Here is a 15,938-nt window from a genome sequence, read left to right as displayed (position 1 = left end):
AATCCAGATTCAGACACCAGCGCTTCCCCCTGGCACCGTTATTTCCTAGCGCTGTATCTCCAGGCGCTATCGCTTTGTTAGCGGTCGTCCTGGCCGCTCCCGGCGCGGTGCAGGCAGTAGCGGAGCTTTTCCGCCACCAGGTTGAGATCAAAGCTTGTGGGCAGGCGAACATCGGCGCCGTGGCGGTGTTTGTCATCCACCGCAATCAGGGGCACCCTTTGCGCAGCATTATCACTGCGCAGGATCGCGACAAATTCCGCCGCTGCAATGCCCGGGATATCGCCATCGAACAGGATCACATCCGGGGACATGGTGCGCGCGGTGAAAATACCCTTCATCGCATCCTCGACAATATTCACTTCAACCTGGGTTACATCCGACAAAATGTTTTTCAGGTACGCGGCGGCGGATGAGCGGCCGGCAACATACAACACCTTGCACTGTGGCAACATGCGACTGTAGTCGGGCCTCGGTGCCATCTGCAGGACTTCTTCGGGGGCGTCGATCATCCGGAATTCGATCCAGAATACCGAGCCCTGTCCCTCCTCGCTGTCGAAGCCGATACGCCCGCCCATCGCCTCCGTCAGCTGGCGGGCGATTGCCAGGCCCACACCGGTACCTTCTATCTGGCTACTCTCTGCGCCCAGCCGATTAAACGGCTCAAACACTTCATTGAACCTTTCTTTCGCAATTCCCTGGCCGGTATCCAGTACCGAAAGTCGCAGCCACCCCTCTGCCTGGGGTGCAAAATTGATGACAACTCGGCCATTGTCGCGATTGTATTTGATTGCGTTGCCCACCAGGTTCAGAACCACCTGCTTGAAGCGCGTCGGATCCGCCAGGATGAAGGCGCCGTCCCAACCCAGCGCCTCGAAAATGAGACTGACCTTGCGGGTTTTTGCCAGCGGATCCAGCAACTGGCGGCAATCGCGCACCAGGGTCGCGGGCTGCACTGGCTCGATAGAGGGTGCCAGGCGATTGCTGTCGATCCTGGCGAGGTCGAGTACGTCGCCCACCAGATGCAGCAGGTGCTGTCCCGCCTTGCGGATTTCCAGCAGGCGCTGGCGCTGGTCCGGGTTCAGGCTGCGATCCATCTCCACCATCCGGCTGTAACCGAGAATCGCATTCAGCGGGGTGCGCAACTCATGGCTCAGGCTGGACAGCAACTCCGAGCGCTCGTGGCTCTCTGCCCGCAGGCGCTGCAGCTCCTCTTCCTGGCGTATCTGCTCTTTGCGCCTGGCAGTCACATCCTGCAGGGTGCCGACCACTCGCAGCGGCCGCCCGGCACTGTCCCGCTGCAGTTTGCCGCGGCAGCGCACCCAAATGACACTGCCATCCCGGTGTTTCAGGCGGAACTCGACATCCAGCGGCAACTCTTCGCGCACATGGTCATCCATGGCCTGCCTGACCGCCGGATAATCCTCCCGCAACATGTGGGATTTCCAGCGCGCGAGGCCCGCGCGCGCGTCGGTATCGTGCTTGCCCCGGGTATAGCCCAGCATGCGCCAGCAAATACTGTCGATCACTATTTCATCGACGCGCAGGTCCCACTCCCAGAGCCCGTCCCCCACCGCTTCGAGCGCGTAATGAAAGCGCTCTCCGGAGAAATAGGACAGGTAGCGCGCGGCGAGCGGTTCGCTGTAATCGGTACAGCCACCCAGGTAAAAGCGTTCACCGCGATCATCGGTATAGGTTCGCCCCCACAACCGCAGCCACATCGGCTGCCCGTTCACGGAGTAGGCGCGAATGGTGGTATCGACCTGCCCGCCCTGCTCACAGAGGCGATGGCGCACCGCCAGCAGCGCGTCCCGGTCCTCGGAGTGCACCTGGCTCAACTCACCGGTCCAGACATTGCTCAGTGCCAGCTCGGGATCCTTGTGGAATTGCAGCCAGAAATTACCGACCGCGTGTTGTGCTCCCGTTGCGGGATGCCACTCCCAGATTCCCCGCTCCGCACTCAATAACAGGCCCTGCAGGTACTCTGCCTGCACTATCGCCTGTTTGGGATCCAGGTTCTCCAGCTCACCGCTTGTAGCGAGACAGAGTCCTGTGGCAACCGATTTGGAAATAACTGGATTGGACACCGTATTGACGCCAGGGCCACAGCGTGGCGCAGTTTTGGAATGGTCAGCGGTTAGTGAATCACTAATTGGCGGATAAAAAAAGGCCCCGCAAAGCGGGGCCCAAAATAGCGATGATGAGAGAAAACGGGAAGTCACGCATTATCAACAGTTGCCATAACCCGTGATGGTTTCCCGGAGCGCGGGCCATTGGCCCACGCAATAGATAAAGCAACTGGCGTGCCAACTTTTTAAAAAGAGTAAAAAAGGCCATATCGAATAAAAAACAACCTAAACAGGCCCCGCCTTTCGCGACACGCCATACCAAGAACCCGGTTATGACCGCAATATGACAGCGCTTGACCCAACAGTGAACGCAAAATTCCCGCCACGCACCAAAACGGAGCGCCAACCTAACTTTACGAAAATAACTGACTATCTATTCTCACTTTTGCCGCCGCTGTCCTTTAGGGAAGATGCCAGACCGGTGCATCTGCGCTAGGATTCACGCTCTGCAAAAGGCCATATGGCTGGTGTGTGATGCACCAGGCCGCCGGGTTCAACTCGCGCCAGCTGGCCCAAGCAATGGATTTAGGCTCACGTAAGGTTGTAACTATGAACACTGCTCCCCAAGAAGCCCCCCGGATCTGGCTGACGACCATTCTGTTCGCCAGCACCGGCCTGGCTGCCCTGGTCCTGGTGCCCCTGTACGGCATCCTGGTCGGCTACCACTGGTACCAGTGGCTGGCATTCGCGGTACTGGGCGCTTTCTGTGGATTCTCGATTACTGCGGGTTACCACCGCCTCTGGTCTCACCGCACCTATGAAGCACACTGGTCCCTGCGCCTGTTTTTCGCCCTGTTCGGCGCCGCAGCACTGCAGAACAGTGCCCTGATCTGGTGTTCCGGTCACCGCCGCCATCACCGCCACTGCGACGACAACGACCAGGACCCCTACTCCGCCAACCGCGGCTTCTGGTTCTCCCATATCGGCTGGATGCTGCGTGAATACCCCAGCGGTGCGGTGGACTTTGACAACGCCAAGGACCTGCAGCGGGACAAGATCGTGATGTGGCAGCACAACCACTACATCCCCGTTACCCTGGCGATGAACATTGGTGTCCCCCTGGTACTGGGCCTGCTGACCGGCGACGTGATCGGCATGCTGCTGCTGGCGGGTGTACTGCGCATTGTGGTCAACCACCACACCACCTTCTTCATCAATTCCCTGGCCCACATCTGGGGCCGTCGCCCCTATACCGACGAAAACACTGCCCGCGACAATGACCTGCTGGCGTTTTTCACTTTTGGTGAGGGCTACCACAACTACCACCACATTTTTCAGACCGATTACCGCAACGGCATCCGCTGGTACCAGTGGGATCCCACCAAGTGGCTGATCAAGACCGCAAGCTGGCTGGGGCTGGCGCGCAACCTGAAGACAGTGCCGGCAATGCGCATTCAGCGCGCCATGCTGACCATGCAATTCAAGCGCGCGGAGCAGAAGCTGGAAAACTCCAAGCACAAGGAAAGCTGGAAACAGTTGCTGGAGCGGGAAGCCCAGGATTTCTCCGCTTCCCTTACCGAGTGGAAGGCACTGCAGCAGCAGCGCTATGAAAATGCCCGCGAACGCCTGGTAACCAAGTGGGAAAACGCCACCATTCGCACCCGGGTGAAAGAGCTGGAATACAGCCTGAAGATGCAGCGCAAGCGCCTGCAGATCATGATGGGCCAGTTCCACCTGGCTCCGGTTGCAGCGTAAAAACTGCGACGGAAACGAAAAAGCGGCCCAATTGGGCCGCTTTTTTTATGGGTAAGGATTTTTCTGTGAGTGGCCCGGGCCCCAGCTAGCGGCTGGCGAAATAGTCCATGGAGTATTCGACCCGCTCATCCACATTCTTTTCAAAGTGTTCGATATCCATGCGCTCGATATGTTCGAGCCGCGTGCGCAGGCCGATACCGTTGGCAATCTGGATCGCGAGACCGGGGCGGGCATTGGCCTCGAGCAGCAACGGGCCGCGCTTGCGGTCGAGCACGATATCGCAACCCAGGTAACCGAGGCCCGTCATCTCGTAACAACTGGCGGCGAGCTTGACCAGGTCCGTCCAGCCCGGCACCACAAGATCGGAAAACGGCATTTCCGTATCCGGGTGCTTGTGGATACGCACCCCCCGCTGTACCGCATGGCAGGACTTGCCGGTGGCCAGATCAATCCCGACCCCCACCGCACCCTGGTGCAGGTTGGCCTTGCCGTCGGAGGAGTGGGTGGAACAGCGCAGCATCGCCATTACCGGGAATCCGCGAAATACGATCACGCGAATATCCGGCACACCCTCGAACGAGTATTTGTCGAAAATCGGATCGAAATCCACCAGCGCCTCGATCATGACCCGGTCCGGCTTGCCGCCCAGGCTGTAAAGGCCGCTGTGGATATTGCTCACGTGCCGCTGGATATCCAGCGCGGTAACGTGGGCACCGGAGGGCTTGAGGTAATCCTCGCCATCGCGCCCGACGATCACCAGGATGCCCTTGCCCCCGGAGCCGCGCGCCGGCTTGATCACGAATTGCTGCAGCGGCCCGATCACTTCCATGACGCGGGCCCGGCTGGGCTGTGTCTCGAAGGCTGCAATCAGCTCCGGAACCGGAATGCGCGCGCGCTTGGCCGCGCGCTTGGTGTTCAGTTTGTCATCGACGATGGGGTATCTGTCGCGGTCGTTATAGCGGGCAATGTACCGCACATTGCGCGCATTCATCCCCAGCACCCCCATCTTGCGCAGGGTGAACGGGGAAACCAGCCCGCCGCGCAGGAAAGATGGCAGTTGCATCAGCGCACCAGCTGGCGGAAGCGCGCCAGTTCACCGAGCCGGAAGCCGGTGTAATTGCCAATGATCAGAATCACCCCCAGCAATACCAGCAGCAGTTCCGGGAAGTTGAAGGTCCAGTGCTCAATATAGCGGTTGGTCATTACCCACCAGGCGAGTACCGCCACCAGCAGGCTGCCGCCAGCCTGGATGACCACTTCGTAGGGACCGTCTTCCTCCCACACGATGGACATGCGCTCGATGGTCCAGGCGAGAATGATCATCGGGAAGAAGGTCACCGTCAGCGCCTGTTCGATACCCAGCTTGAAGCTCACCACGCTGATGGCGCCCATCAATATCACCACCGTCACCACGACCGCGGCAATCCTCGCCACCAGCAACAGGTTCAGGCGGCTGAGATAGAAGCGCACCCACAGGCCGAGGATCAGGATCAGGACGAAAATCGACAGGCCGGTAAGCAGCTGGGTCTCGATAAAGGCAATCGCCAGCAGCACCGGCATAAAGGTGCCGGAAGTGCGCAGGCCGATGAATACCCGCAACAGCACCACCACCAGTGCCCCCACAGGCACCAGCAGGATCAGTTTGAAGATGCTCTGCTGCTCGATCGGCAGGCTGTAGATGGAGAAATCCACCAGCGCTTCTTTCTCCTGGCTGGTACTCAGCATGGCCACATCGCGGGCCGGCACGTCATTGGAAATCACCGAGAAGGTGACGCCGGAATTGCGCCCGCCTTCCACGTCCAGCAGGCTCTTGCCACCGCGCTGCCAGATAAAAAAGTTCTTCGGCACACCGGGTGAACCACTCACCGGCTCGAACACGACCCAGCGTTTGCCATCGTAAATTTCCAGCAGGTCTTCCGGGTCCAGGCGGCGGCGGTCATCTTCCAGGTAGAGCCCGCGAATGCGGTGGGCGGGAATATCCGCCACTGCCAGCACCAGCAGCGCCACATCCACCAGCGAGCGATTCTTGTAATAGCCGAAGATCAGGTTGCGGTCCTGATTGCGGGTATCGCCAAGCGCGGTCAGCAGCTCGGAAGTGAAGGTCCGGGTGTCGGACGATCGCTCGCGGGCGGTATCCACCAGGGAAAAAATCGCCAGCCGTACCGCTTCCTGCTCGCGGGCGCCGAGGAATGGCTTGGTGACCTGTGTACTGAGGTCCAGCGGCTGTTCCAGTGCCGCGCCCGGGGTCTGGTGAACATCCAGCTGATAAAACAGTGATTGCGCCCCGGAAGCCGCACGGCGCGCCCACACGGCGCGGTACTCGTCGTCCTGATGGATGACATTGAAACCGTACCCGGAAGAGCTGAAGGTTTCCCCCAGCACTTCCATATTGCGCTGGGCCCGCGGCAGGGTCAGCGCGGCTTTCACCGGACCGCCCTCGGCATCGAAGCCGACCTTGGCTTCAATGGTCCAGACAGTACGGTACTCCCCGGGCAACAGCGGGAAGCCCAGTTGGAAATGTTTGTAAGCGGTGAGACCGGCGCCCATGAGTGCGAGCAGCGCAGCGAGGATATAGACCTGAGCCCGTGGCGACATTCGCCAACCCCCAATGGTTATGGTTTTGCAACTTTTGGCTGCTTATTCTTGCCTGTAATCATGCAGTTCGCCAGTGCACAGGCACGGTTTCGGGCAATCCGCACGGCGATTGGCCGCGCTATACATTGCCCGCAATGGAAAAGATTACTTGCTGAATGATGGCAGCTGCGGCTTGCCCTGCACCTGCTTGCGGCTGACATCCACCACCGCCGCATCCTTGAGGAAATTGCGCCCGACCAGCAGCGGGAAGTCAAAATCGCCGCGCTCGACCAGGTTTACCTCCACCATATGGGTGACTTCACCCACGGTAAGGCTCATGGCCACCACCGGGCGCCGCTGCCGCTCGAATCCGGGGCGGGCAACACGCACGTGGCGGGCAATGGGAAGTTCGATGGTTACCGGCTCGGCGTCATCACCGTTCGGGAGTCTGAAGCGCACCCAGTCGCTGCCATCGCGCTCGAAGGGTTTCATTTCTTCAACACTGAGGGAGCAGGTTGCGGCGCCGGTGTCGATCAGTGCGAGCAGGCGCACCCCGCCCGGTTCAACCGTGAACAGCTCTTCAGAGCCGAGCACCAGCTTGTCTTTGGCCACCGGCACTTCCACAACTTTTTCGAATTTGCGCTCGATCACCCGCTCCACCACCTTTACCTCGGGCTCGGCACACACCACCGTCTCTACCGGCGGGCATTGATCGGCACCCAGCGGGGTTTCAGACGGGGACTCAGCGGGCTCTTCCGCCGGCGAAGTGGATTTCATATGCGGCTGGAACTCACAGCCAGCCACAAGCTGCACTGCCAGCAAAATAGTGATTAAAGGCAAAAACCGCATTTGTTTATGACTACCTTAGGGCCGAAGATTCGGCTCTGCGCGATGTTTATAAGTGTGTTCCCTGCGGTGTACCGGAGCGGACCCATCCCTTGAGCCCGGTTTTTGCAAAGGCCGGATACTACCCCATCCACTGCACAACTGCACTGTGACCCAGGTATTAAAGAATCCGGCCGGAGTTCAAATCCGGACGAAATGGTACCAATTGGTCACAATCATTCAAGCGCCAAAAGACTCTGAGGAAGGGCCGGAGCGCCCCCACTCGGGCAACGATCACCCCTGCCCCAGGCGCGTATCGATTTCCTGCAGCTTGGCGATCAGGTCTGCCACGCCAATATCACTGCCGCGGAAGAACTCTTCCGCCATCGGCGCAATGCCACAGTTCTGGGGCAGTGGCAGCTCGGCTTCCAGCAGATAGCGCATACGCGGCAGAAACACGAACTGCAGCCACTGCGGTAGGGTCAGCGTATCGACACAGAATGGCTGGGTGCTGGCGAGGGCCTCTTCCGGGGGCAACTGGTCCTGCCACAGGTCCAGCCGGCGCAGTTCGGCTTCCAGCTCCAGCATCATGGTCGCTATTTCGGGATAAATCGACTTCATAAGGGAAAATTGGTTCCGTTCCATTCATTTCAGTGCAAAGTCGGCACTTACTCAATATTGCGACGAAAAGGTGGCAGGGAATCCAGCATGGCGCGGCCGTAGCGCTTGGTGACGATGCGCCGGTCCAGCAGTGTGATGGTGCCGCTATCGGACTCGGTGCGCAGCAACCGCCCGCAGGCCTGCACCAGTTTCAGCGCCGCATCGGGCACCGTCACCTGCATAAACGCGTTGCCGCCCTTGGCCTCGATCCACTCCGCCAGCGCCGCCTCGATGGGGTCGTCCGGCACCGCAAACGGCAATTTGGCAATCACCACATGGCGACAATAATCGCCGGGCAGGTCCAGCCCCTCGGCAAAGCTGGCGAGGCCGAACAGCACGCTGTGGCCGCCGCTATCGACACTGGTCTTGTGGCTCTCCAGCAGCTGCTGGCGGGACTGCTGCCCCTGCATCAGGATGCGATTGCGCCAGGTGCCGGGCAGCGACTCGTACACCGTTTCCATCTGCCGGCGGGAAGCGAACAGCACCAGCGACCCGCCGGGGCTGTCCAGCAGTGCCGGCAGCGCTTCGATCACCGCATCCGTGTGCAGGTCCGCGTTATTGGCTTCCACCGCATCCCGCGGCACCCGCAATTCCGCGCGGGAAAAATCGAACGGGCTCGGCACCACCTCGTAACTGGCGTTGTCCGGGGTGCCGGCGCGCATCTTCAGGCGGTCGAAGCGCCCCAGCGCGGTAAGCGTGGCGGAGGTCAGCACGGCACCGTAGCAGCGCCGCCACAGGCTGTACTCCAGGGTCTTGCCGGCGAGAATCGGCGAACTGCAGACCTCGAAATCGAACGAGCCGCCCCAGTCCACCAGGGTCACCCAGCGCGCCTGGGGGACCGATCCCTCATCGGCGCGGGAATAGTTTGCCCAGAGCTCCAGGTTGCCCTCGGCGCGGCCGTGCCAGCTGCCGAGGACCGGATACCAGCGTTCCAGGTCCACTACCGGCACCGGGCTGTGGGCGTCTTCCAGCATGCGCTGGGCACACTGCACCATCTTGCCGAGCAGCGCCTCCATCTCGTCGAAATCTTCCCGCAGCTGGTCCGCCAGCTGCATCAGCGACTCGGGCACTACCCCGCCTTCAAAGCGGTGACGCTGGCTTCTGCCGCGCTCGTCTTCAAACTCGCACAGGTCTTCCAGTAGCGGCCAGGCCATCTCCAGTTTCTGCTTGGCGGCGGTAAACAGCGCGGGCAGGTCTTCCCCGGCGCGCTCCAGCTCGCCACCGTCGCCAATCTCGCTCAGCAGCTGGCCCAGGTTCTTGTTGGCCTGGTCCAGCCAGCCGGTGGTGGCGCCGACGCGGCTGTGGTGGGCGAAGTGGTTCAGCGCCTTGTCCGGCAGGTGATGCGCTTCGTCCAGTACGTAAATGCTCTCTTCCGGCGGCGGCAGGATGGCGCCACCGCCGAGCGCCAGGTCCGCCAGCAACAGGTCGTGGTTGGCGACGATCACCCGGCTCTTGCCCAGGCTTTCACGGGCGCGGAAGAAGCTGCAACTGGAGACGTGGGGGCAGCGGCGGCCGCTGCACTGGCGGTGATCGGTGGTGATCAGGCTCCAGTCTTTGCCGTCGATGGTTTCCGGCCAGTTGTCGCGGTCGCCATCCCAGCTGCCGGTGGCGAGCTGGTCGGCCATTTCCCGGTACAGCTTGACCCCGGTCTCGTCGACCTGGGGCTTCTCGTCTTCATAGAGGGCCATGGAGGCACCCACGCCGCTGGAGGTGAGCTCGGTGAGCAGCTGGTCCAGCTTGGACAGGCACAGGTAGCGGCCCCGACCTTTGGCGAGGGACACTTCGAACTTGAGCCCGGAGTGGCGGATCAGCTCGGGCAGATCCTTGTAGATGATCTGTTCCTGCAGGGCGACGGTGGCGGTGGAGACCACGAGGGTTTTGTCGTGGGCGATGGCGAGGGGGATGGCCGCCAGCAGGTAGGAGACGGTCTTGCCGGTACCGGTGCCGGCCTCGACCACGCAGACATGCTCGCCGTCGGTTTTGCCGTGATCCCGCTCGCCGGCGCCGTTGCGCTGGATACCGCCGATGCTCCTGGCGATGGCCGCGATCATCAGTTTCTGGCCGTAACGGGCCTTGAGCTCGCGGCCGTTGAGAAACTGGCGATAGGCGGTCTGGATGGATTCTTTGTCTTTTTCGCTGAGCACTGGGAACCGGATCTGCAGAAGGGTTAAATCAGCGGGGCATTATCCACGCTCGATCAGGGTTTAGCCAATCCGATTCCCTCCCCTACTGCTCGAAAGCCAACCGCGAAACCACAGGGTTGGCGTAGCCCTGGATGGCCTTGTCCCGCCAGCGTTCATCCATGGCCGCCATGCGCTTTTCGAATTTCTCGCGGATTTCCTGGTGCTCGGCAGGGTTCCAGGGTTTGCCCGGGTAACCCACCGGCACTGCCGGGGCTTCACCGTAAATCATTTCGTAGGCGATCAGGTTGGTCGGGTGCAGTACGTAATTACTGATCACCTGGCGGTCGATCTCGTCCGCCAGCGCGCTCACATCGGCAAAATTTCCCTCGATCGGAGTGCCGAAAGCCGCGTGCACATGGCCCTTCTGGCCCACAACACCCTTGCCGATGCTGGCCAGGTCCTCGTGGGCCTCTTTCTCGTACTCGTCCCGGTGTTCGGTAATGTACAGCTCGCGGGCCTTGTTGCGGTCGCAGGGGTCCCACTCGTAGGAAATCGACAGCGGCACGATATGCAGCTCGCGCCAGAACTCCTCGAACGGCTGCTCCTTCGGCTTCGCCATCGCGAACATCGCCGCCAGCGCCGGATTGGTGCGGTCGCGGCCGTCTTTCGCGCGGCCCGCACGCTGGGCGATCCACACGTGTTCGTTGTCGTTGACGATGGAGTGGTGGATATAGCGGGACAGGGTCATCGCCGCCTGCAGTTTTTCGCGGCGGCTGCCGGAGCTGCGCTTCACCACGAAACACTTGTTCAGCTTCATGATGTCGCTGGCGAACTGCTTCGACAGCAGGTTGTCGCCGATGGCGATGCGGGAGGTTTCGTGCCCTTCCTTGTACATTGCCAGGATTGCCAGCGCCGGGTCCATGGCGATGTCCCGGTGATTGCTCACGAACAGGCAGGCGCGGTTTTTCGGCAGCGTATCCAGCCCGGAGATGGTCAGGCCGCAGCTGGTGCGGTTGACCGTTTTTTCCAGATAGCGGGCCACTACATCCTGTACGCCGCGGATATTGTGCGCCTTGCGGAATTCAAAACGCAGGAACTGACGCACCAGCCAGGCCAGCGGTCGCTCGAGCTTGCTTGCCGCCCCCGGCAACAGGAAGTGCGCCACCACCCGGGACATCTCCGGGTCGCTGATCAGGCGCCGCATCGCCTCGGGAGCTTCATCATCCCGATAGGGGCGGATTTCATCAAACTGACTGGGGTCCAAATTACTTGCACTCATTGGAATTCGCTTTTTGCCTACTGCGGCGCGCGGCCTCACCGGCCCGGCCGTGTTCGACCAGACCCTGAGCACCGCGCCCTGGCTCGTTCTTATTGTGGCCCCGCACGACGTCGCCGGGGCGAAACCGGCGCAGAACATACCGGAAGCAGGGGGGAACTGCCAGCGTTGCGGCGGACCGACCGGTTAGACACGACCAGCTAACTTGCGCCTTTACCCGGGGAATGGCCGGCAGCGGCCTGTGAGTCCACCACTATAGACATCTGCCATGGGTCCCCCGAGAATAGTGCGCTTTGCTGCCGGAACCCGCCGGCATCTGCGGCTGCGAATGCGCGAGTACCGCTGAAAACGATAACAATCCGACCCTGCCCCGGCCACAAGCCGGGCGCCAGACAATCAGGAGACCCTCTTGAGCCAGACCAGTTCCAGCGACGCTACCAGTAGTAGCAGTAGCCACCACCGCAGTCCCACCCTGCTGGACGCATTGATCCCCCTGCTGATCCTTATCGCACTGCTCTCCCTGTCGGTATTTTTCTACGGTGCCGATTCTTCCTACGGCCCCAATCAGATCGCCCTGCTGCTGTGCGCCGGCGTCGCCGCACTGATGGGGATGAAAAACGGGTTTACCTGGAAAGAAATGGAAGAAGGAATGCTGCACGGCATCGGCCTGGTGTTCGGCGCCATCCTGATTCTGCTGGCGGTGGGTGCCCTGATCGGCAGCTGGATTCTCGCCGGTACCGTGCCGTCGATGATCTACTACGGGGTACAGATCCTGTCGCCGCAGTGGTTCTACGCCGCCAGCTGCCTGATCTGTGCCATTGTCGGTCTCAGCATCGGCTCCAGCTGGACCACCGCCGGCACCCTGGGTGTGGCGCTGATGGGGATCGCCGGCGCCCTCGGCCTGGATCCGGCCATTACCGCCGGCGCGGTGATCTCCGGCGCCTACTTCGGCGACAAGATGTCTCCCCTGTCGGATACCACCAACGTGGCCGCAGCGGTCACCTCCAACGACCTGTTCCTGCATATCCGCCATATGCTGTGGACCACCATGCCCGCATTTGGCCTGGCGCTGATCATCTTTGCTGTGATCGGCCTCAGCAGCCAAACCGGCCAGGCTTCCGCGGCGGATATCCAGCAGTTGCTGGGCGCCCTGCAGGAAGAGTTCAGCATTTCCCTGATGAGCCTGCTGCCGCTGGCTCTGCTGCTGGCCATGGCGTGGAAGAAGGTCCCCGCCTACCCGACGCTGATTATCGGCGCACTGGTGGGCTGCCTGATCGCGGTCATTTTCGAGCCCAACGCCACCCGCCAGCTGGCCGGCGGTGAAGGCCCGCTGAGCCTGGTGAAAGGCGCCTGGCACAGCCTGTTCGACGGATACAAGTCCACTTCCAGCAACGAAGCGGTGGCCTCCCTGCTGTCCAAGGGCGGTATGAGCAGCATGCTCAACACCATTTGGCTGATTATTTCCGCCATGGCATTCGGCGGCGTGATGGAGCGCGCGGGCTTTCTCGAGCGGATCGTCAACTGGGCGCTGTCCGGCGTCAGAACCGTGGGCGGCCTGATCACCACCACCGTGCTGACCTGCTTCGGCATGAACGCCGCGGCCGGCGACCAGTACATGGCCATCATCATTCCGGGGCGCATGTTTCGCGAGGCCTTCGCCGACAAGGGGCTGCACGGCCTGAACCTGTCGCGCACCCTGGAAGATTCCGGCACCATCACTTCGGTGCTGATTCCCTGGAACACCTGTGGCGCCTACATGAGCGCGACCCTGGGCATCGCCACGTTCACCTATGCGCCCTATGCCCTGTTCAACATCCTCTGCCCGCTGCTGGCCATCGCCTATGGCTGGCTGCATTTCAAGCAGATGCCCCTGGGCAAACAGGAGCAACTGCCGGTAGCCGAGGAAGTTCGCGCCCAATAATCCCCGGAGCCCGGAAATTTCCGGCTACAGCATCAATGCTATGGCGGCGGCCGCGCTTTTTGATTCCATCGAAAGTGCAGCCGCCGTTTCTCTTCCGGCCTTCCCATACAATGCATTCAACAACTATGCATTCAACAACAACGCATTCAACAACAACGCCAAAACGACACCGTGAACACTTCTGACAACGGCTCCCAATCCACTGCCGCCACCGGTACCCCGACCACTATTTCCCAGCTGATCGCCAGCGCGGATTTCCACCAGCGCTGGTTCGACCTGGGGCGCCGGGTGCGGCCGCTGCCTGCCAGCGCCATCGACAAGTTCGAGGCCGGCACCGCTCCCTGGCCCTACCCCTATCTGCGCCAGGCCTGGTGTGGCCTGTTGATGTGGCCGAGCGACAAGAGCCAGGGCGAGCCGGCAGTGTGGTTCCTGCGCCTGCCGCTGGATGAACAGGGCAAACTGCTGCTCCCCATCCGCGATCGCTTCCTGCACCAGGTGACCGCCGCCCTGACCCCACAGCAGGCCGGTACCACCAATGGCCATGATCCGGCAAAACAGTTGCAACAGGCCCTGGAGGGCAGCGAACTCACCTATACCCCGCCGCCGGAGCGACGCGCCGTGTTTCACGCCAAAGCGGCGAAAATACTGCAGCGGCCGGCGTCAGAACACCTTGCGGCGGCACGGGCTTACGCAGCAGACCCGGCCTCCCGGCCCTGGGAGCAACTGGCGATGCAGGGGATTGCGGATCTGTGCGTGCGCTGGCAGGAGGTGCAGCCGGCACTGGAGCGACATATGCCGGTGTATGCGGCTCCGGTGTTCAACACCCTGTGCCAGTGCCTGGAAAGCGAAACCATCGACCACCGACTCACCCAGGCCATCTGTGCCCGGGCCCAGCAACAGTTGCACGGGCAAGAACCGGATCTGGCGCAGCTCACCGCCGCGGTGCGCGGTATCTCCTACAGTCAGGCGACCGGTATGCGCCGGGATTTTCTACTGCAGTTGCTGGAGTCGGACACCGGCAGCAGCGGCGAAATCCTCGCGGCCATTGCCAGTCGCTGCTGCGATGATCTGCAGGATGTGGAGCTGGCGGACCTGTGGCTGAAAAACCTCGCCGGCAGCCAGCCCCAGGAAACCTTTAACCTGCTGCTCACCGACCTGCTGTTCCTGCCAGAGATCCGCAGCATCCTGCTGGACCTGTTGCGCAACCCGGAGCGCCCCGATAGCGTTGCGCGCGCCTTTGGCAGCTTCCTCAACCCCGGGGAACAGTGACAATTCGGGCGGCAATCACCGCCGCCCGCTTCCGAGCTTTCCACACGAAAGTCCGGCGCAGCCCGCCTCGCACACACCTGCCGACAACCTATTCTGAGTCATCGCAATCACAACTGCACACCGGTTTTGGCGCCAGAATTTTCAGAAATATTTTTCCCCACGCGAAAAAAATATTTTCTTCTTATTTCATAAAAAAATAGTTGTCCGCCGCGCAATAGCGAAAATGAAAATTTGGCGTAAAACCCTCTAAAACAAGGTATTTTGCCATGACAAACTGGCGGACGTTTTATCCTGAATTGACCCTTGGCAGCTATTTTAACCGTGTGCCTATTACACTCCATTGGGCGGTATGTTTGTAGAAAATATTTTTACAAAGCACACCAAACAGGTGACGTTTTATTGTCTATGCTATTGACTGACATCAACGGAAAGGAGTTAGGGGATGAATTTCACTCCAGCAAAGTACTTAACCGGAATTATTTGTGCACTGGTCCTCGCAGGTTGCTGTGCACCGGCTCCGATGCCGGCCGCCTGCCCTCCGGGCTCTGAACAGATTCCGACTTCAATGGCCTGTCCTGCGGACGCGGATTGCTGGATGGCATCCGACAGCGTTCGCTGCATGAAGGTGGTCAAATAACCACATTCTTACAGGACATGCAAAATGCCGTTCTTCAGTGGGACGGCATTTTGTTTTTCCGGCTACTGGCCAGGCGTTTCAGGCTGATTACCTGAACCACGGCATCTCCCGCCGCTGCCCCTCATCAGCAACGTCTCCCTCGCTCGCCTCCACATACCAAACATTGCACCCTGCAACCCCATGTGCACCCATGAATGACCGCTGTCGCTGGCCGCCGACACGGATTGTCGCTAATATTTACGTCTTTCGAAGTTTCCAGATTTATAACAAACTCACACGGCTGCAAATTTCATGGACGTACTCCCCCTCTCAGCGGCAATCGCCCGGCTGCAACAGCATCAGCAAAAACACCATTGGTCCCTGCGCGAACTGTTCACAGAATCACCGGATCGCGCACAGCAGTTCAGCGCTTCGGCCGCGGGTATCTACCTGGACTACAGCAAAAACCTGTTGCGGGAAGACACCCTCTCCCAATTGCTGGAATATGCCGAAACCGCCCAACTGAAGCAGGCGATCAACGATCTGGTTTCCGGTGTCAGTGTCAACAATACCGAGCACCGCCCCGCCCTCCACACCGCACTGCGCTTCCAGGGGGAACCCCAAACAGAGCACGAACGGGCCGTGGCGGAATGCCGTGCGCAGATGGAAAAATTTGTCGGGGAAGTCCACAGCGGACGCTGGACCGGATATACCGGCAAACCCATCCGCCATGTGGTGAATATCGGCATCGGCGGTTCCGACCTTGGCCCGCGCATGGTGAGTGAAGCTCTGCGTCCGTGGCACAAGGCGGACTTGAGCGTACACTTTGTCGCCAATATCGATGGCGCAGACT

10 protein-coding genes and 1 pseudogene are annotated in these 15,938 nt (G+C 60.7%); 4 read left to right on the top strand and 7 right to left on the bottom strand.

Going from position 1 to position 15,938, the window contains the following annotated elements; genetic code table 11:
* Positions 1 to 77: 77 nt before the first annotated feature.
* Positions 78 to 2,084 (bottom strand): ATP-binding protein, encoded by a 2,007-nt coding sequence (locus QZ511_RS08410; protein ID WP_295801601.1) that lies wholly within the window; start codon positions 2,082 to 2,084, stop codon positions 78 to 80.
* Between the two features lie 591 nt (positions 2,085 to 2,675).
* Here QZ511_RS08410 and QZ511_RS08405 point away from each other — a divergent pair.
* Positions 2,676 to 3,821 (top strand): fatty acid desaturase, encoded by a 1,146-nt coding sequence (locus QZ511_RS08405; RefSeq protein ID WP_295801599.1) that lies wholly within the window; start codon positions 2,676 to 2,678, stop codon positions 3,819 to 3,821.
* An 85-nt stretch (positions 3,822 to 3,906) separates the two neighbouring features.
* Here the strand turns inward: QZ511_RS08405 and QZ511_RS08400 are convergent, their stop codons facing one another.
* The 6 genes from QZ511_RS08400 to QZ511_RS08375 form a co-directional block, all read right to left on the bottom strand.
* A complete protein-coding gene (locus QZ511_RS08400; RefSeq protein ID WP_295801597.1) occupies positions 3,907 to 4,884 on the bottom strand; it encodes an alpha-L-glutamate ligase-like protein in 978 nt (325 codons plus the stop codon).
* Entirely contained in the window at positions 4,884 to 6,416 is a 1,533-nt protein-coding gene (locus QZ511_RS08395) for an inactive transglutaminase family protein (RefSeq protein WP_295801595.1), read from the bottom strand. Before QZ511_RS08395 ends, QZ511_RS08400 begins: the two co-directional genes overlap by 1 nt.
* Before the next feature lie 144 nt (positions 6,417 to 6,560).
* Positions 6,561 to 7,172, bottom strand: coding sequence for a RimK/LysX family protein (locus tag QZ511_RS08390; RefSeq protein WP_295801593.1), 612 nt, complete (start codon positions 7,170 to 7,172; stop codon positions 6,561 to 6,563).
* A gap of 342 nt (positions 7,173 to 7,514) precedes the next feature.
* Positions 7,515 to 7,841: a YqcC family protein gene (locus tag QZ511_RS08385; RefSeq protein ID WP_295801591.1), complete on the bottom strand. Its 327-nt coding sequence runs from the start codon at positions 7,839 to 7,841 to the stop codon at positions 7,515 to 7,517.
* A 47-nt stretch (positions 7,842 to 7,888) separates the two neighbouring features.
* Positions 7,889 to 10,024, bottom strand: coding sequence for an ATP-dependent DNA helicase DinG (gene dinG / locus QZ511_RS08380; RefSeq protein ID WP_295801588.1), 2,136 nt, complete (start codon positions 10,022 to 10,024; stop codon positions 7,889 to 7,891).
* A gap of 82 nt (positions 10,025 to 10,106) precedes the next feature.
* Positions 10,107 to 11,282 carry a 1-acyl-sn-glycerol-3-phosphate acyltransferase gene (locus tag QZ511_RS08375; protein WP_295801586.1) on the bottom strand — a complete coding sequence of 392 codons (1,176 nt, stop codon included), beginning with the start codon at positions 11,280 to 11,282 and terminating at the stop codon, positions 10,107 to 10,109.
* A gap of 406 nt (positions 11,283 to 11,688) precedes the next feature.
* Here QZ511_RS08375 and nhaC point away from each other — a divergent pair, with 406 nt between their 5' ends.
* The 3 genes and pseudogenes from nhaC to QZ511_RS08360 form a co-directional block, all read left to right on the top strand.
* Positions 11,689 to 13,200 carry a Na+/H+ antiporter NhaC gene (nhaC, locus tag QZ511_RS08370; protein WP_295801584.1) on the top strand — a complete coding sequence of 504 codons (1,512 nt, stop codon included), beginning with the start codon at positions 11,689 to 11,691 and terminating at the stop codon, positions 13,198 to 13,200.
* A gap of 171 nt (positions 13,201 to 13,371) precedes the next feature.
* Positions 13,372 to 14,469: a DUF3549 family protein gene (locus QZ511_RS08365; RefSeq protein WP_295801582.1), complete on the top strand. Its 1,098-nt coding sequence runs from the start codon at positions 13,372 to 13,374 to the stop codon at positions 14,467 to 14,469.
* Positions 14,470 to 15,397: 928 nt separating this feature from the next.
* Positions 15,398 to 15,938: pseudogene (locus tag QZ511_RS08360) on the top strand (glucose-6-phosphate isomerase); the annotation flags it as partial.

This window comes from uncultured Microbulbifer sp. (genome assembly GCF_913055755.1).
GTDB lineage: Bacteria > Pseudomonadota > Gammaproteobacteria > Pseudomonadales > Cellvibrionaceae > Microbulbifer.
This window is presented reverse-complemented; position numbering and strand designations above follow the sequence as displayed.